Origin of the sequence: Pseudonocardia sp. DR1-2, assembly GCF_023717215.1 — a bacterium.
Taxonomy (GTDB): domain Bacteria; phylum Actinomycetota; class Actinomycetes; order Mycobacteriales; family Pseudonocardiaceae; genus Pseudonocardia; species Pseudonocardia alni.
Map to the genome: position 1 here is coordinate 213,545 of NZ_JAMQOF010000003.1, position 15,575 is coordinate 229,119.

Consider the following 15,575-nt stretch of genomic DNA (forward strand, 5'->3'; position numbering starts at 1 on the left):
CTCCAGGGTAGACCCCGTCGTGACAGCGGTGCGTGCCGAACCCGTCGTGGACGACCGTCCGTCTCACACGGCCGTGGCGGTCGCGGCCGGTCGCGGGTGACGGACCCGGTCGCGGGCACGGGCGGCCAGCGCGCGCCGGTCGGTGTGCGGGCCCGGCTCGACGAGCTCGCCCACGGTGACCTCGCAGATCAGGCCGGGCAGCCGCAGCACCCGGCCGACGGTGTCACCGAGGGTCTGCTCGCCGACGAACGCGGCGGCCGTCGTCGGCCGCCCGTCCGGGGTGGTGATCGCGACGGTGACCGGACGGACCGGGGCACCCGCGTCGATCGCGGCCTGGAACGGGGCCCGCCGGTAGTCCCCGGAGATCGCGCCGCACCACGTCGTCGCCTCGGGGAAGACACCGACCAGCGTGCCGTCCCGCAGCGCGTCGGCGCAGGTCGCGACGGTGCCGGGGAGTCGGGACAGGCCCTCGCGGTGCACGAACAGGGTCCCGATGCGGGCCGCGAGCGCGCCGATCAGCGGCCAGTCCCGGACCTCCCGCTTGGCGAGCATGGTGACCGGGCCGATCGCACCGAGCGCCGGGATGTCGATCCACGACGTGTGGTCGGCCACGACCAGCGCGCCCCGCCCGTCCGCGGGAGCGAGCGGCCCGCCGCGCACGACGAGCCGGACCCCGGCGGCGCGGAGCACCGCGCGGTGCAGCGCCCGCAGGACCGGGTCCAGCACGCGGGCGCCGAGCAGCGCGGCGGCCGGGACGACGGTCACGGCCACCGCCAGCACCGAGAGCAGTGCCGCGGTTCGGCGGGCCAGGCGCAGCGTGCCGGTCGTCGCACGCGGGGGCAGGCACTCCTGCGGGGTGCACGGCGACCAGGCCGCCCACGGCCCACCGGGACGCCGCGACGCGGGCGGTGCCGGCGGGTGCGTCGGGTGGTCGACGAGCGGGTGCACCGGGGCCCGCAGGGCGGCGCGGGCCGGGTGGTGCACGGCTCCACGGGGGTCCGCCGCGACAGCCGGGACGACCGGGGCGGCCGGGGCTCCTGGCGGGGCGGACGACAGCACCGCGGCCCCGGCGGACGGGACGGGGACGGCGGAGGCACGGCCGCGCGGCCGGAACCGGCGGCGCGGGCGGAGGGGCGCGCCGGCGTCGCCCTCCGGGCCGGCGGCGAGGGTCATGCGCCCGTCACCCCGGCGGCGTCCTCGCCCAGGAAGAAGCGCAGGTAGCGCTGGTCGATGTGGTCCATCCCCAGCAGCACCGGGAAGTCCGCGACACCGAAGTCCGGGTCGTGCGCGGGCGGCCCGCACACCCAGGTGTTCAGGCGCAGGTAGCCGCGCAGCAGCGGCGGGATGCCGCCGCCCCGGCCCGCGGGCGCACCGGTCGGGTCCCAGGGGCGGTGCGGCACGGTGCGGTACTCCTCGGGCGCGAGGTGCTTCGCGCGGACCCGGTCCCAGACCACGGCGGCCTGGGTGCCGCCGTCGGCGAGGGAGACGCTGGCGCAGCCGATCAGCCAGCGGTGCCCGGTGAGCAGCATGTAGCGGGCGAGCCCGGCCCACACCAGCCCGACGACGGCGCCGCCGCGGTGGTCGGGGTGCACGCAGGAGCGCCCGGTCTCGACGATGCCGGGGCGCAGCGGGTCGAGGTTGGTGAGGTCGAACTCGCCGTCGGCGTAGAGGCCGCCCGCGGCGCGCGCCCGCTGCGGCGGGAGCATCCGGTAGGTGCCGACGATCTCGCCGGTGGCGTCCTCGCGGACCACGAGGTGGTCGCAGTGGGCGTCGAAGCGGTCGACGTCGCGGCCGGGGACGGGGCTGTCGAGCCGGGCGCCCAGCTCACCCGCGAACACCCGGTGCCGCAGCGCCTGCGCCGCGGCGACGTCGCCGTCGTCGGTCGTGAGGAGCAGGGAGTACCGCCGGGCCGCGGTCTCCGGGGTCGAGACGATCACCTGGTTCACACCCGGCTTGGTACCGGCCGGGTGCGACACCCGGGCGGTTGCGGACCGACACGCCGGTGGCGTCGGGGTGAACGGACCCGGACAGGTGTCGTCGCAGGCAGGAGCGGGTGAACAGGCCCCGCACACACGACGACGCCCGGGTGCAGGCGGCACCCGGGCGTCGACGCGGTGGAGGACCGGAAGGGGTCAGCCCTTGCGCTTGGCCACTTCCTCCTGCAGCTGCGGCGCGACCTTGAACAGGTCGCCGACGATGCCGAAGTCGGCGATCTCGAAGATCGGCGCCTCCTCGTCCTTGTTCACCGCGACGATCGTCTTCGACGTCTGCATGCCGGCGCGGTGCTGGATCGCGCCGGAGATGCCGAGGGCGATGTAGAGCTGCGGCGAGACCGACTTGCCGGTCTGGCCGACCTGGAACTGCGGCGGGTAGTAGCCGGAGTCGACCGCGGCGCGCGAGGCACCGACGGCGGCACCGAGGGAGTCCGCCAGTCCCTCGACGACGGTGAAGTCGTCGGCCGAGCCCACGCCGCGCCCACCGGAGACGATCACGGTCGCCTCGGTCAGCTCCGGACGGGACCCGCCCTGGATCGGCTCGCGGCCGGTCACGGTCGCGGCACGCCCGGACGGGGCCGGGACCTCGACGGTCTCGCGGGCACCCGCACCGGCGGCGGCCTCGATCTCGATCGAGCCCGGACGCACGGTGATGACCGGGTGCTCGGTGTTCGACTTCGCCTCGGCGGTGTAGGCACCACCGAAGATCGAGTGCGACACACCGTCGGCCGAGACGCCGACGACGTCGGACAGCAGCCCGGAGTTCGTCCGGACGGCGAGCCGACCGGCGACCTCCTTGCCGTTGCCGGTGGCCGCGAGCAGCACCGCGGCCGGGGACGCCGATCCGATGAGCGACTCCAGGACCGTCGTCTCCGGGGAGAGGAAGTCGGTGGAGTCGGTCTCGGCGACGTAGATCTTCTCGGCGCCGTGCTCGGTCAGGCCGTCGGCCAGCTTGTCCGCGGTGCCCGCGGGACCGACGACGACCGCCGACGGCTCGCCCAGCGCGCGGGCGGCGGTCAGCAGCTCGTAGGTGGTCTTCTTGATGTCGCCGTCGACGTGGTCGACGAGGACCAGAACCTCAGCCATGATTCTCTATCTCCAAACGAAGAGGGAAGCCAGGAAGAACCGGGGTCAGATCAGCTTCTGGCCGACCAGGAACTCGGCGATCTTCGCGCCGCCGTCGCCCTCGTCGGTGACCTTCTCGCCGGCCTGCTTCGGCGGCTTCGGCGACGCGGAGACGACCGAGGTCAGGGCATTGGCCAGACCGACCTCGGAGGCGTCGATCCCGGCGCCGGCCAGGTCCAGGGTCTGCACCGGCTTCTTCTTCGCCGCCATGATCCCCTTGAACGAGGGGTAACGCGGCTCGTTGGACTTCTCCCCGATCGACACCACGACCGGAAGCTCCGCGGTCAGGTGGGTGACGCCCTCGTCGGTCTCCCGCTTGGCCGTCACCGTGGCGCCCTCGACCGAGAGCTCGTTGGCGTGGGTCAGCGACGGCACACCGAGCAGCTCGGCGATCATCGCCGGGACCGCGCCGATCTGGCCGTCGGACGCCGAGTTGCCCGCGATGACCATGTCCCAGCCGTCCACGGTGCCGATCAGCTTCGTCAGCGCCTTCGCGGTCTGCACCGCGCACGAGCCGTGGACGGCCTCGTCCGACAGGTGCACCGCGGAGTCCGCGCCCATCGACAGGGCCTTGCGGATCGCGTCGGTGGCCCGGTCCGGGCCCATGCACACGACGACGACCTCGGAGCCGTCGTGCGCCTCCTTCAGCAGCAGAGCCTGCTCCACCGCGCGCTCGTTGATCTCGTCGATCACCGCCTCGGCACCCTCACGGTCGAGGGTGTGGTCGGAGTCGGACAGCTTCCGCTCCGAGTAGGTGTCGGCCACCTGCTTCACCAGGGTCACGATCTTCATAGGACCTCTTCGACCTCCTGCCGCGGCGGCCTGCGCCCACGCGCACACCGCGTCGTCCTTCGTCGCGTTCCGGTCCCGGTCGTCCCGGGTCCGGATCGTCTCGCGTCACCGTGACGGTGCTGCGCCGCGCGCTCTCGGTCGGAGCGGGGGTGGGCCGCGGCGTCGCGCCCGTCGTAGCCGGTGACTCTGCCATTGCTCGTGCCGTAACGGCACGCCGTGCCACTGTGACGTTCATTGTTACCAGCGAGTAGCGTCCCGGCAAACCGGGGCAGGTCGTGACCGTACTCACGCGCGGCCCTCCTCACCTGGTGCGCGCACGAGGTCACACGCCGCAACCCCTGATCGGGGGTCCGGTTTCGCTACCGTCGGCACCTCGCGCACTCGGCAGGAGGGAGCCGTCGTGCAGGTGACGGGGTTCGACGACCGTCTGGGGACCGGCTACGTGCTCAGCACGGGGCCGCACGCCGACGAGGACGTACCGGGCAGCCGGACCGTGGAGCACGGCGGTCGCACCGTCCGGGCCACCGACGGTCTGGCCGCGATGCTGGAGGACGCGCTGGTCCACCGGCCGACCACACGTCTGGGGTGGGGCGGGCCGGAGGTCCCGCTGACCCTGGACGACGCGACGCTGCTGGCGTGGCTGCGCCAGGACATCGGCGGGGTGGTGGCCGTCAGCGGGGAGCCCGAACCCGTCTGAGCCGCCCTCAGCGGCCCAGGTGGGCGAGCGCGCGACGCGCGGCGTGCGCGCCGCACATCCCGTGCGCCCCCGGGCCGGGTGGCGTCGCGGCCGAGCAGAGGAAGTGGCCCGGCGCCCCCGTGTCGTAGGGCTGCAGCGTCGTCCGCGGCCCGAGCAGCAGCTGCCGCAGGTCCTTGGACCCGGTCAGGATGTTCCCGCCGACGAAGTTCGGGTTGCCCGCGAACGCGGCCGGGTCGGTGACCATCGTGCCCACGACCCGCTCCCGGAACCCGGGCGCGAACCGTTCGATCTGCGCGGTGACCGCCTCGGTGGCGTCGCCGGTGTACCCGCGGGGGACGTGCGCGTAGGCCCACACGGGGTGGACGTCGCCCGCCGACCGGGACGGGTCGGCCAGGTACTGCTGTCCGACCAGGACGAACGGCCGCTCCGGCATCCGGCCCGCGTGCACCTCGCGCTCGACGAGTGCGTTCTCCGCCGCCGACCCGACGACGTGCAGCGTCCCGGCCCGTCGCGCGTCGGGATGCGTCCAGGGCACGCCGCCCGCCACCGCGTAGTCGACCTTGAACGCGGCCGGGCCGTGACGGAAGCGCCGGTAGGCCCGCGCGACCCGGGCCGGCAGCCGGTCCCCCAGCAGGGCGGGCAGCCGGTCCGGGCCGACGTCCCACACCACGACGTCCGACGGCGGCAGCTCGTCCGCCGTCCGCACGTGCACTCCGGTCTCGACCTTCGCCCCGTGCTCGGCGAGCACCGCGGCGAGCGCGTCGGAGATCGCCCGCGACCCGCCCTCGGCGACGCCCCAGCCGTGCCGGTGCCCGGCGGTGAACAGGCCGAGCCCGATCGCCGAGGACAGCGGCCGGTTCAGCGGCCGGAACGCGTGCGACGCCGACCCCAGGAACAGCGCCCGTCCGCGCTCGGTGCGGAACGCCCTGGCCAGCACCTCCGCCGGGAGCACGGTGGGGGCACCGAACCGGGCCAGCAGCAGCGGGTGGCGCGGGATCCGCACCAGCGGGCCGAGGAAGTCCGGGGAGAAGGTGTCGTAGTCGCGCACCGGTCCGGTGAACAGCGCACGCCACAGTGCGCCGTCGGCCCCGAGGCCGGCCGCGGTGCCGGCGACCGAGCGGACCAGGACGCCGGCGTCGCCGCCGTCCAGCGGGTGGGCGCAGTCGACCTCCGGCAGCCGCCACCGCAGCCCGTACCGGTCCAGGCCCAGCTCCTCGAGCACCGGCGAGCCGACGGCCATCGGGTGCACCGCCGAGCAGTGGTCGACCAGCAGCCCCGGGACGATCGCCTCCACCGTGCGGGTGCCGCCACCGATCTCGTCGGCGGCCTCCAGCACGGTGACCGCCACCCCGGCGCGGGCCAGCAGGGCCGCGGCCACGAGCCCGTTCGGCCCGGATCCGACGACGGTCGCGGTGGTCATGGCGTCCTCCTGGGGTACCGGGTCGGAGCAGCGACGCGTCGAGGCCGCCGTCGAGGACGAGCCCGCCGCCTCCGCTCAGCTCACGCGGCGGCCGGGCGGGGGCTCGGCGTGGACGCGGTCCTCCTCGGGCACGACCATCGACAGCACCTCGCCGAGTGCCTCGTCGTCCATCGCGCGCGGCTCGACCGGCTCGTCGCCGAGCACGCCCGACACCACCCAGGACCCGGACCGCCCGGTGATGGTGAGCGACAGCGTCTCGTTCTCGTCCGCCGGATCGTTCATCCTGGGCTCCTCTCGGCACGACGCCGTCGGCGTCATCCCTGGCCCGCACGGGCCCGGGGTACGGCGGATACCCGTCGGTGGGCGGTTGATACCCGTCCGGGGACCGACCGCACGCCGACCGGCACGAACCGTGCGCCGACCGCGAACCGGACGTGCGCGACCGGACTGCGGCTCAGCCCGGGTGACGGCGACCGGGCGCGTGGGCCGGGTACGCGGGCCCGTGCGCCGCCGACGGTGCCACCGGCAGCATCGCCCACAGCATCTCGGCGAGCGCGCCGTCGTCCAACCCCTTGAGCGGCAGCGGTTCCCGGCCGAGCACACCCGACACCAGCCAGGATCCGCTACGGCCGGTGATGGTCAGCGTCACCGTGTCCTCGTCGGTCGCGATGTCGGTCATGTGTCCCCCTCCGTCGTGCCTGGCGGGATGTCGGTCGGGCTCCACGTCATCAGACGTCCGTGGTGACACTGCGTTGCTCCGCGTCGACGAGCGGTAGCGCACGCGAGGGGACCGGTGCGAACTCCCCCCGACGGGCGTGGTGAAGTCGGTGGGTGACCAGCAGCCTGCCCCTCACCGGAGAGCGCACCGTCCCGGGCATCAGCCACGAGAACTACTGGTTCCGCCGCCACGAGGTGGTCTACGCGGCCATCGCCGCCGACTGCTCGGGCGTCGCCGTGCTGGAGGCCGGCTGCGGCGAGGGCTACGGCGCCGACCTGCTCGCCGGGGCCGCCCGCTCGGTGCTGGCGCTGGACTACGACGCGACGACGGTGGCCCACGTCCGGGCCCGCTACCCGCGGGTGGACGTGGCCCGGGCCAACCTGGTGGCGCTGCCGGTGCCCGACGGGAGCGTCGACGTCGTCGTGTCGTTGCAGGTCATCGAGCACCTGTGGGAGCAGGAGCGCTTCCTGCGCGAGTGCAGGCGGGTGCTGCGTCCCGGCGGGCGGCTCATGGTGTCGACGCCGAACCGGATCACCTTCTCCCCCGGTCGGGACACCCCGCTCAACCCGTTCCACACCCGTGAGCTCGACCCGCGCGAGCTGGCCGGCCTGGTCGACGACGCCGGGTTCGGCCGTGTCGTCGTGCAGGGGCTGCACCACGGTCCGCGGCTGCGCGAGCTCGACGCCCGCCACGGTGGCCTGATCGAGGCGCAGACCCGGCTGGCGCTGTCCGGGGAGCCGTGGCCGCAGGCGCTGGCCGTCGACGTCGCCGGGGTGCGGTGCTCGGACTTCGTGTTGCGCACCGGCGACCACACCGACCTCGACGCCTCGCTCGACCTGCTGGTCACGGCGACCCGGCCGTGACCGGCGCGCCCGTCGGGACGTTCTGCCTCGTCCTGCACTCGCACCTGCCGCTGCTGGCCCGGCACGGCCGGTGGCCGGTCGGCGAGGAGTGGCTCTACCAGTCCTGGGCGCACTCCTACCTGCCCGTCGTCGCGACGCTGCGGGAGCTGGCCGAGGAGGGCCGCACCGGCCTGGCCACCCTCGGGGTGACGCCGGTGCTGGCCGCGCAGCTCGACGACCCGCACTGCCTGCGCGGGGTGCACGACTGGCTCGGCGGGTGGACGCTGCGCGCGCACTCGGCGGCGGGCCGGCTGCCGGACCTGGCCGCGCACGAGCACCGGGTGTCGACGGCGGCGACGGCCGAGTTCGAGCGGCACTGGCGCCACGGCGGGTCGCCCGCGCTGCGCGGTCTGCGCGACTCCGGCGCCGTCGAGCTGCTGGGCGGGCCGGCCGCGCACCCGTTCCAGCCGCTGCTCGACCCGCGGGTGCGGGCGTTCTCGCTGCGCGCCGGGCTCGACGACCACGCCCTGCGACTGGGCGCCCGGCCGGCCGGGATCTGGGCGCCCGAGTGCGGCTTCGCCCCCGGGATGGAGCACGGCTACGCCGCCGCCGGGGTGCGCCGCTTCCTCGTCGACGGTCCCGCGCTGCGCGGCGACACCGCGTTCGCCCGGCCGGTCGGGACCTCCGACGTCGTGTGCGTCGGCCGCGACCTGGAGGTCACCTACCGGGTGTGGTCGCCCCGCAAGGGCTACCCCGGCTCGGCCGAGTACCGCGACTTCCACACCTGGGACCACGAGTCCGGCCTCAAGCCGGCGCGGGTCACCGGACGGCGGGTACCGACCGGGCGGAAGAGGCCCTACGACCCCGCGCTCGCCGCCCGCGCCGTCTCCCGCGACGCCGACGACTTCGTCGACACCGTGGTCGCGCGGCTGACCGCGCTGCGCGCCGAGCGCGGACGCCCGGCGCTGACCGTCGCCGCGTTCGACACCGAGCTGTTCGGGCACTGGTGGCACGAGGGACCTGCCTGGCTGGCCGCGGTGCTGCGCAGGCTGCCCGAGGCCGGGGTCGCCGTGCGCACCCTCGGCGACGCCGTCGACGACGGTCTGGTCGGCGACCCGGTCGACCTGCGGGAGTCGTCCTGGGGCTCGGGCAAGGACTGGCGGGTCTGGGCCGGGCCGCAGGTCGCCGACCTGGTCGCGCGGAACGCCGAGGTCCAGTCCGACCTGCTCGCCGCCCCGCTGCCCGGCCCCCTCCGGGACCCGCTGGCCGACCTGCTCGCCGACCAGGCGCTGCACGCCCTGTCCAGCGACTGGGCGTTCATGGTCAGCAAGGACTCCGCCGCCGGGTACGCCCGCTCCCGCGCCGATCTGCACGCCGGACGGGTGGCGGAGCTGTCCGGGCTGCTGCGCGCCGGGCGACGGCGGGCCGCACGGCGCCGGGTCGCGGCCTGGGCGGACGCGCCGCTGCCGACCTTCGGGCACGTGGACGCCCGGGACCTGGGACGGGTCTGACCGCGAACTCGCTTACCGGGTAAGCGGATTCGGCGGGGTCGGGGTCGGTGGGGCACCGGCCCCGGACGCCTCGGGCCCCCGGCCGCCCGGGCCACCGATCCTGTTCCGCCGGGCGCGGCGCAGCGATCGCACGGTGTGGCGACCTGTCGCCCGGCGCGGCGACCGCCGCGCGGGGTGCCGCGCAACGGGGCGGGGTGCCGTGCGACGTGGCGGGTAGCCACGCAACGGACCCCACCCACCCCCCGTGCCACGTCCCACCGACCGGCCGATGGACGCGTCCGCGTCCGGAGAACGCGCTCCCGATCGGACGCGCGTTCTCCCGACCCCCGCGCGTCGCCGGTTCGGCGCGGGACGCCGGCGCGCGACAGGGATCGGGCACGGCGGGGCGGAGGTCGACGCGGTGGGCACGGTGGGCACGGTGCCCCGGGGGTTACCGCCGGTCCGGTGTTTGTCAGGATCTAGCGATGCGGGTGCTGATGGTCAGCTGGGAGTTCCCGCCGGTCGTCGTCGGCGGGCTGGGCCGGCACGTGCACGCGTTGTCCCGCGAGCTCGTCGCGGCCGGGCACGAGGTCGTCGTGCTGTCCCGGGCCCCCACCGGCACCGACGCCGAGACCCACCCGACCCGCACCGGGACCGTCGACGGGGTGCGGGTGCTGCGGGTGGCCGAGGACCCGCCGGAGCTGGAGTTCGGCACCGACCTGGTCGCGTGGACGCTCGCGATGGGGCACGCGATGCTGCGCCACGCACTGACCGCGCTGCTGCCGGGCTGGCGGCCGGACGTCGTGCACGCCCACGACTGGCTCGTCGCGCACCCGTCGATCGCGCTCGCCGACGTCCTCGGGGTCCCGCTGGTCGCGACCGTGCACGCCACCGAGGCGGGCCGGCACTCCGGCTGGCTGCCGGGGCCGCTGAACCGGCAGGTGCACTCCACCGAGTGGTGGCTCGCGCAGCGCGCGGACGAGGTCATCACCTGCTCCGGCGCGATGCGCACCGAGGTGTCGGCGCTGCACGACCTCGACCCGGCCGCCGTCCACGTGGTGCACAACGGCATCGACCCGCGTCGCTGGCGGTCCCGCGCCGCCGCTCCCGCGCACGCCGGCGACGGGCCGCGGATCGTCTACTTCGGACGCCTGGAGTACGAGAAGGGCGTCCAGGACCTGATCGCGGCACTGCCCCGGATCCGGCGGCGGCACCGCGGGACCCGGCTGCTCGTCGCCGGGAGCGGGACGCAGCAGGAGATGCTGGCCGAGCGCGCGGCGCGGCACCGGGTGACGCGCTCGGTGACCTTCCTCGGCCACCTGCCCGACGGCGAGCTGACCGCCCTGCTGCGCGGCGCGGACGCCGTCGTGCTGCCGAGCCGCTACGAGCCGTTCGGGATCGTCGCGCTGGAGGCCGCCGCGGTGGGAGCGACCCTCGTCGCCTCGACCGCGGGCGGGCTCGGCGAGCTGGTCCGCGACGGCGAGACCGGCCTCGGGTTCGCCCCCGGCGACGTCCCCGGGATCGCCGACGCCGTCGACCGCGCGCTGGCCGACCCGGCCGCCGCCCGCCGCCGGGCCCGCGCGGCCCGGGCCCGGCTGCGCACCGACTTCGCCTGGCCGGTCATCGCCGGGCACACCGCCCGCATCTACGCCGGCGCCACCGCGGCCGGGCCCCGGGAGCTCCCCCGCCCCAAGATCCCCACCGGGAACCTGTTCGACGCCTGAGCCGCCGGCTCAGGCCCGGTCGAGCCGGGCCTGCAGGGCCCGGTCGGCCTTGCGTGCCATGTCCGCGACCGCGGCGCGCTCGGCGGCCGCGGCCTCGTAGTCGGCCCGCCGGTCGCGCACCACCCGGGCCGGGGTCCCGACGGCGATCGACTCCGCGGGGATGTCCCCCCGCGCGACCGCGTGCGCCCCGAGCACACTGCCCGGGCCGATCCGGGTGCCGCGCAGCACCGAGGTCTTCACCCCGAGCCAGCAGCCCTCGCCGATCCGGACCGGCGACTTCACGATGCCCTGGTCCTTGATCGGTCGCCGGACATCCTCCGTGCGGTGGTCGAAGTCGGTGACGTAGACCCAGTCGGCGACGAGCGTCGTCGCGCCGATCTCGACGTCGAGGTAGCAGTTGACGGTGTTGTCCCGGCCGAACACGACCTTGTCGCCGATCCGCATCGAGCCCTCGTGGCAGCGCAGGGCGGTGCCGTCGCCGATGTGCACCCAGCGGCCGATCTCGAGCCGGCCGAACCCGGGGCGGGCCTCGATCGTCACGTCCTTGCCGAGGAACACCATCCCGCGCAGCACGACGTGCGGGTGCCGCAGCCTGAGCTTCGCCAGCCGCCAGTACCGCCGCAGGTACCACGGGCTGTACGCGCGGTGGCGCAGGATCCAGCGCAGCGAGGTGAGGCTGAACAGCTTCGCCTGCTCCGGGTCGGCGTCGGGGATCGGCGGACGTCGCACCCGTCAGACCCTAGGCGTGTGCACCCCTCGGACGACGGGTACCTCCCGGGGACCACGTCCCCCACCCGAGAGGTCCGCCCGTGAGCGACCACCGCCAGCCCGACGACGGCACCGACGTCGGTACCGACGAACTGACCTCCGGAGGCGGCGGCACCTCCCGCGCCGACACCGACAAGGCGGGCAACCCCCGCCCCGACGCGACGACCGACGACTCCGGGGCCACCGGAGCGGCCGCCCGCGAGGTCGAGGCCGAGCACGAGGACGAGCCCACCCGCAGCGAGTGATCTCCCCGGCGGGCCGGTCGTAGGCTCGCCGGTGTGCCCCGCCCGTTGATCATCTCCACCGACCCCGGTGTCGACGACGCCGTCGCGCTCGTGCTGGCCCTGCGCAGTCCCGAGGTGGACGTCCGGGCCGTCGTCGCCACGTTCGGCAACGTCGGCCTGGACGCCACCCTGCCCAACGCCGGACGGTTGCTCGCCCTGGCCGGACGCCCGGACGTCCCGCTGGGGGTCGGCGCCGCCCGGCCGCTGGTGCACCGGCGCGAGCGGCGGGCCGGGCACGTGCACGGCTCCGACGGGCTCGGCGGGCGCGCCGCGGCGCTGCCGGAGCCGGTCGTGCCGGTGGCCGGGGCCGGGGTCGCCCTGATGGCGCGGGTGCTGGAGGAGGCGACCGAGCCGGTCACGATCGCCTCGATCGGCCCGCTCACCGACACCGCGATCCTGCTGGCCGCGCGCCCGGATCTGGTGGGCCGGATCGAGCGGGTCGTCGTCATGGGCGGGGCGATCGGCGGCGGGAACGTCACCGGTGCCGCCGAGTTCAACGTCCACGCCGACCCGGAGGCCGCGCACCGCGTCCTGGCCCAGGACCCCGGCGAGGGCTCCGTGCCGGTCGCGCTGGTGCCCCTGGAGACCACGCTGGGCTGTGCCGCGGGCCCGGAGTGGGTCGCCGCACTGGGCGACGCCGACCCGGTCGGCGCCGAGCTGGCCGCGATGATCGCCCCGTACATGCGGTTCTACCGGGAACGCTACGGCCGCGACGCGGTCGCCCTGCACGACGCGACGGCGCTGCTGGAGTGCGTCGCGCCCGGGTCGCTGACACCGACGCCGACGGCGCTGACCGTGGACACCGGGTTCGGCCCGGCCCGCGGGGCGACCGTGCCCGCCGAACCCGGCACCCGCCCGGTGGACGTGCTGTCCGCGCCGGACGTGCCGGCCGTCCTCGACGCGGCGCTGGCCCGGCTCACGTCGCGTCCGTAGCCGCGCACTCCCCGAGGCGCACCATCGCGCCCCGCGACCACCGCCCGTCTCAGCCCGCCCACACCGCGACGGCCACGAGCAGCACCGAGAACCCGAGCCCGGCCCACGCCGTGACGGCGCGCCCGGGCCGGCGCAGCGGCAGCGTGCGGCCCCGCACCACGGCGACCGCCAGCGCGGCCGCGGCCGGAGCGAGGACGAGCCCCCACAGCCAGCCGCCGACCGAGGACCACGGGCCACGGTTCCACAGCAGCACCAACCCGAACACCGCGGTCAGCAGGCCGTCGGCGATCGGCAGCAGCGCACCTTCCCGCAGCGCACGGCGCAGCGCGAGCAGCGAGAACAGTGCCGCGATCGCGGCCGGCGCCCACGCGAACAGGTCCGCGCCGTCGTCGGACGGGGGTGTGCCGAACAGCAGGGTGCGGGCGACGGGTTCGACCCCGGCGGTGGTGTCGCCGAGCACGACGACCGCCCGCCCGCCCTCGCGGTCGAGGGCCAGCATGCTGCTGAACCCGGCGGTGCCCCCGTTGTGCCAGACGTAGGGGTACCGGGCGCCGTCGGCGCCGGTGGCCCCGCTGGTGACCCATATCCAGCCGATCGACGTGCCGGGGTCGTCCTGCGCGGTCGGGGCCAGTGCGCCGGTGCCCGGTGCGGCGCCGGTGAGCTGGGCCGTGGCCCAGCGCGCGAGGTCGTCGACGGTCGAGAACGTGGAGCTCCCGGCGGGCAGGTAGCCCTCGCCGGTCCAGCGGGGCGCGGGGCGGCCGTTGTCGCGGTGCCCGGGGACCGCGGTGTCCGGGACCTGCGCGTCGGTGGCGGCGAAGGTCGTCGAGGCCATGCCGAGGGGGCCGGTGATCCGGTCCGCGACCAGCTGCGGGTAGCCGTCGGCGCCGGCAGCGCGGACGACCGCGGTCCCGAGCAGCGCGACACCGAAGTTGGAGTACGTCGGCGGCTGCTGCGGGTCGACCGCGGCGGTGCGGGCGTCGTCGAGGAGCTGCGCGGTGGTCGTCGTCGAGTAGGGGTTCAGGTTCACCGCCGTGGCCAGGGCCCGGGCGGCGGCGGTCGCCCCCAGCGCCGGCAGCCCGGAGCGGTGCTGGGCGAGCGAGGCGAGCGTGACCGCGCCCGCCGGGGTGCCCGCCAGCTCCGGCAGTGCGCGCTCGAGCGGGTCGTCGGGGCGCACCTCGCCGCGGGTCACGGCGTCGGCGAACAGCGCGGCGGTGAAGGTCTTGGTGACCGACCCGATCTCGAAGGGGGCCGCGGCGTCGGCGGGGCCGAGCCCGGCGGTGGTGACCGTCGTCGGCGTGACCTCGGCGACGGCGAGCGACCGCAGGCCGCCGAGCGGCCCGGCGGCGGCCCGGACCCGGTCCGCCAGGGCCGGGTCCCCGGCGTCCTGCGGGCCGAGCCGCTGGCGCTCCGGGCCGGCGAGCGCCCCGACGAGCACGGCCAGCACGGCGACGACGGCCGCGACGGTCCCGACCCGGTGACCGGTGACGGAGGTGGTCGTGACGGATCCCCTCATCGGTGCGCGGCCAGGACGGTGACCAGCAGCGGGACGACCCGGGCGGCCGGGACCTCGTAGTGGCCGCGCCGGGTCGAGGCCAGCCAGCCGGCGGCGACGAGCTGGCGCAGGTGGTGGTGCAGCTGCCCGGTCGTACCCACCGAGGGCTGTTCCAGCAGCTCGGCGGTGCTGTGCACGCCACCCAGCACGTGCTGCAGGATCGCGAGCCGCGCGGGGTGGGCGAGCGCGTCGAGGGTCGCGCTCAGCTCGGGCCAGTCGGCGTCGAGCAGGACCTCGCCCGGGCGGGCGTACTGCCAGCGGACGGTGCCCTCGTCGCCGGGGAGCCCCACGCTGCCGGCCATCAGCACCGCGCCGGGGCTGCGGGCCTCCAGCCCGGTCAGCGCCCACAGCGCGTCGTCGTCGGGGACGGCGGTGTCCGCGGACCCGACGGCGTCCGGCCGGTCGGCGGCCCGCCGGGCCTCCTGCAGCTCCACGACGGCCTGTTCGACGGCGCGCAGCCGCTCCTCGATCTCGCTCACGCACCCAAAGTACGGAAGTACGTGGAAACGCACAAACGACGTTCAGGCGAGTCCGTACTCGATGGCGTGCCGGACGAGGGCCGCACGGCCGGGCACCTCGAACTTGCGCAGCAGCCGCTGCACGTGGTTCTCGACCGTGCGCGGGGACAGCACGAGCCGGGCTGCGATCTGCCTGGCGGTGAGCCCCTCGACCACCAGCCGCAGCACCTCGGACTCGCGCGGGCTGAGCTCCGGTACCGCGTGCGTGGGGGCCGCGACCGACTCCAGGACGACGTCGGCCAGCCCCGGGGAGAACGCGGGACGCCCGGCGGCGGCCGCGGCGGCGACGGCGGCCAGCTCCCGGGGGTCGGCACCGGTCGCGACGCCGGTCGCCCCGGCCCGTACCGCGTCGAGGACCCGGGCGTGCTCGGCGACCGCACCGGCGACGGCGAGCACCGCCGCGTCCGGCACGCGGGCGAGCACGGCGGCGATCACCGCGGGCGCCACACCCTCGGGGCCGGTCAGGTCGACCAGGACCAGACCGGGCCGGGCGCGGTCGACCGCGGCCGCGGCCCCCTCCGCGGGCACGGGCGGCACGTGGGCCACAACCTCGACCCCCGCCGGCACCACCGGCCGCCCCACCGCCACCGCCGAGACCCGGTCGCCGTCGTCGTGCACGTCCTCAGTTCTCCCCGCCCCGTTCGTCCGGACGGCCCAGCTTGCCATGTGCCGCAGCACAGTAGGCCGTCCGAACGGCGCGGAACCCGCCGGTTCGGCG

At 76.1% G+C, this 15,575-nt stretch carries 17 protein-coding genes; 6 read left to right on the forward strand and 11 right to left on the reverse strand.

Going from position 1 to position 15,575, the window contains the following annotated elements; translation table 11 throughout:
- Window positions 1-63: 63 nt before the first annotated feature.
- From ND486_RS09985 to ND486_RS10000, 4 genes are all read right to left on the reverse strand, one after another.
- Window positions 64-1,173 carry a 1-acyl-sn-glycerol-3-phosphate acyltransferase gene (locus tag ND486_RS09985; RefSeq protein WP_251784016.1) on the reverse strand — a complete coding sequence of 370 codons (1,110 nt, stop codon included), beginning with the start codon at window positions 1,171-1,173 and terminating at the stop codon, window positions 64-66.
- Complete coding sequence (locus ND486_RS09990) at window positions 1,170-1,946, reverse strand: GNAT family N-acetyltransferase (protein ID WP_374231394.1); 777 nt, start codon at window positions 1,944-1,946, stop codon at window positions 1,170-1,172. The genes ND486_RS09985 and ND486_RS09990 overlap by 4 nt, the downstream gene beginning before the upstream one ends.
- Window positions 1,947-2,132: 186 nt before the next feature.
- Entirely contained in the window at window positions 2,133-3,080 is a 948-nt protein-coding gene (locus tag ND486_RS09995) for an electron transfer flavoprotein subunit alpha/FixB family protein (protein ID WP_224401611.1), read from the reverse strand.
- Window positions 3,081-3,125: 45 nt separating this feature from the next.
- Window positions 3,126-3,911, reverse strand: coding sequence for an electron transfer flavoprotein subunit beta/FixA family protein (locus tag ND486_RS10000; protein ID WP_251784017.1), 786 nt, complete (start codon window positions 3,909-3,911; stop codon window positions 3,126-3,128).
- Window positions 3,912-4,311: 400 nt separating this feature from the next.
- Here ND486_RS10000 and ND486_RS10005 point away from each other — a divergent pair, with 400 nt between their 5' ends.
- Window positions 4,312-4,608 (forward strand): hypothetical protein, encoded by a 297-nt coding sequence (locus ND486_RS10005; RefSeq protein ID WP_161152870.1) that lies wholly within the window; start codon window positions 4,312-4,314, stop codon window positions 4,606-4,608.
- A 7-nt stretch (window positions 4,609-4,615) separates the two neighbouring features.
- Here ND486_RS10005 and ND486_RS10010 read toward each other — a convergent pair whose 3' ends face one another.
- The 3 genes from ND486_RS10010 to ND486_RS10020 all read right to left on the reverse strand — a co-directional run bounded on the left by ND486_RS10010 (window position 4,616) and on the right by ND486_RS10020 (window position 6,707).
- Window positions 4,616-6,028 carry an NAD(P)/FAD-dependent oxidoreductase gene (locus ND486_RS10010; RefSeq protein ID WP_251784018.1) on the reverse strand — a complete coding sequence of 471 codons (1,413 nt, stop codon included), beginning with the start codon at window positions 6,026-6,028 and terminating at the stop codon, window positions 4,616-4,618.
- A 75-nt stretch (window positions 6,029-6,103) separates the two neighbouring features.
- Window positions 6,104-6,310, reverse strand: a complete 207-nt coding sequence (locus tag ND486_RS10015; RefSeq protein ID WP_062397236.1) for a hypothetical protein — start codon at window positions 6,308-6,310, stop codon at window positions 6,104-6,106.
- A 172-nt stretch (window positions 6,311-6,482) separates the two neighbouring features.
- Complete coding sequence (locus ND486_RS10020) at window positions 6,483-6,707, reverse strand: hypothetical protein (RefSeq protein ID WP_251784020.1); 225 nt, start codon at window positions 6,705-6,707, stop codon at window positions 6,483-6,485.
- Window positions 6,708-6,859: 152 nt separating this feature from the next.
- Between ND486_RS10020 and ND486_RS10025 the strand changes: the two genes are divergently transcribed.
- The 3 genes from ND486_RS10025 to ND486_RS10035 all read left to right on the forward strand — a co-directional run bounded on the left by ND486_RS10025 (window position 6,860) and on the right by ND486_RS10035 (window position 10,802).
- Window positions 6,860-7,609 (forward strand): bifunctional 2-polyprenyl-6-hydroxyphenol methylase/3-demethylubiquinol 3-O-methyltransferase UbiG, encoded by a 750-nt coding sequence (locus ND486_RS10025; protein ID WP_062397239.1) that lies wholly within the window; start codon window positions 6,860-6,862, stop codon window positions 7,607-7,609.
- A complete protein-coding gene (locus ND486_RS10030) occupies window positions 7,606-9,099 on the forward strand; it encodes a 1,4-alpha-glucan branching protein domain-containing protein (RefSeq protein WP_251784022.1) in 1,494 nt (497 codons plus the stop codon). Before ND486_RS10025 ends, ND486_RS10030 begins: the two co-directional genes overlap by 4 nt.
- Before the next feature lie 464 nt (window positions 9,100-9,563).
- Window positions 9,564-10,802 carry a glycosyltransferase family 4 protein gene (locus ND486_RS10035; protein ID WP_178376257.1) on the forward strand — a complete coding sequence of 413 codons (1,239 nt, stop codon included), beginning with the start codon at window positions 9,564-9,566 and terminating at the stop codon, window positions 10,800-10,802.
- Window positions 10,803-10,811: 9 nt separating this feature from the next.
- Here ND486_RS10035 and ND486_RS10040 read toward each other — a convergent pair whose 3' ends face one another.
- Window positions 10,812-11,531 (reverse strand): acyltransferase, encoded by a 720-nt coding sequence (locus ND486_RS10040; protein ID WP_224401605.1) that lies wholly within the window; start codon window positions 11,529-11,531, stop codon window positions 10,812-10,814.
- 80 nt (window positions 11,532-11,611) lie between these two features.
- Between ND486_RS10040 and ND486_RS10045 the strand changes: the two genes are divergently transcribed.
- Together ND486_RS10045 and ND486_RS10050 are read left to right on the forward strand one after the other, a co-directional pair.
- Window positions 11,612-11,815 (forward strand): hypothetical protein, encoded by a 204-nt coding sequence (locus ND486_RS10045; RefSeq protein ID WP_062397246.1) that lies wholly within the window; start codon window positions 11,612-11,614, stop codon window positions 11,813-11,815.
- 33 nt (window positions 11,816-11,848) lie between these two features.
- A complete protein-coding gene (locus ND486_RS10050; RefSeq protein WP_251784023.1) occupies window positions 11,849-12,787 on the forward strand; it encodes a nucleoside hydrolase in 939 nt (312 codons plus the stop codon).
- Between the two features lie 49 nt (window positions 12,788-12,836).
- Here ND486_RS10050 and ND486_RS10055 read toward each other — a convergent pair whose 3' ends face one another.
- The 3 genes from ND486_RS10055 to ND486_RS10065 are packed head-to-tail and all read right to left on the reverse strand — an operon-like array spanning window position 12,837 to window position 15,523.
- Entirely contained in the window at window positions 12,837-14,300 is a 1,464-nt protein-coding gene (locus ND486_RS10055) for a serine hydrolase (RefSeq protein WP_251784025.1), read from the reverse strand.
- Entirely contained in the window at window positions 14,297-14,818 is a 522-nt protein-coding gene (locus ND486_RS10060) for a helix-turn-helix domain-containing protein (RefSeq protein ID WP_224401602.1), read from the reverse strand. The genes ND486_RS10055 and ND486_RS10060 overlap by 4 nt, the downstream gene beginning before the upstream one ends.
- A gap of 42 nt (window positions 14,819-14,860) precedes the next feature.
- Window positions 14,861-15,523, reverse strand: coding sequence for a response regulator transcription factor (locus tag ND486_RS10065; RefSeq protein WP_251784027.1), 663 nt, complete (start codon window positions 15,521-15,523; stop codon window positions 14,861-14,863).
- Window positions 15,524-15,575 lie beyond the last annotated feature (52 nt).

What these genes read in the sequence shown, in the direction of transcription:
- ND486_RS10015 (WP_062397236.1), bottom strand. Translation starts at nt 6,310, where the DNA reads ATGAACGATCCGGCGGACGAGAACGAGACGCTGTCGCTCACCATCACC.
- ND486_RS10055 (WP_251784025.1), bottom strand. Translation starts at nt 14,300, where the DNA reads ATGAGGGGATCCGTCACGACCACCTCCGTCACCGGTCACCGGGTCGGG.
- ND486_RS10020 (WP_251784020.1), bottom strand. Translation starts at nt 6,707, where the DNA reads ATGACCGACATCGCGACCGACGAGGACACGGTGACGCTGACCATCACC.
- ND486_RS09985 (WP_251784016.1), bottom strand. Translation starts at nt 1,173, where the DNA reads ATGACCCTCGCCGCCGGCCCGGAGGGCGACGCCGGCGCGCCCCTCCGC.
- ND486_RS09995 (WP_224401611.1), bottom strand. Translation starts at nt 3,080, where the DNA reads ATGGCTGAGGTTCTGGTCCTCGTCGACCACGTCGACGGCGACATCAAG.
- ND486_RS10035 (WP_178376257.1), top strand. Translation starts at nt 9,564, where the DNA reads ATGCGGGTGCTGATGGTCAGCTGGGAGTTCCCGCCGGTCGTCGTCGGC.
- ND486_RS10010 (WP_251784018.1), bottom strand. Translation starts at nt 6,028, where the DNA reads ATGACCACCGCGACCGTCGTCGGATCCGGGCCGAACGGGCTCGTGGCC.
- ND486_RS10000 (WP_251784017.1), bottom strand. Translation starts at nt 3,911, where the DNA reads ATGAAGATCGTGACCCTGGTGAAGCAGGTGGCCGACACCTACTCGGAG.
- ND486_RS10065 (WP_251784027.1), bottom strand. Translation starts at nt 15,523, where the DNA reads ATGGCAAGCTGGGCCGTCCGGACGAACGGGGCGGGGAGAACTGAGGAC.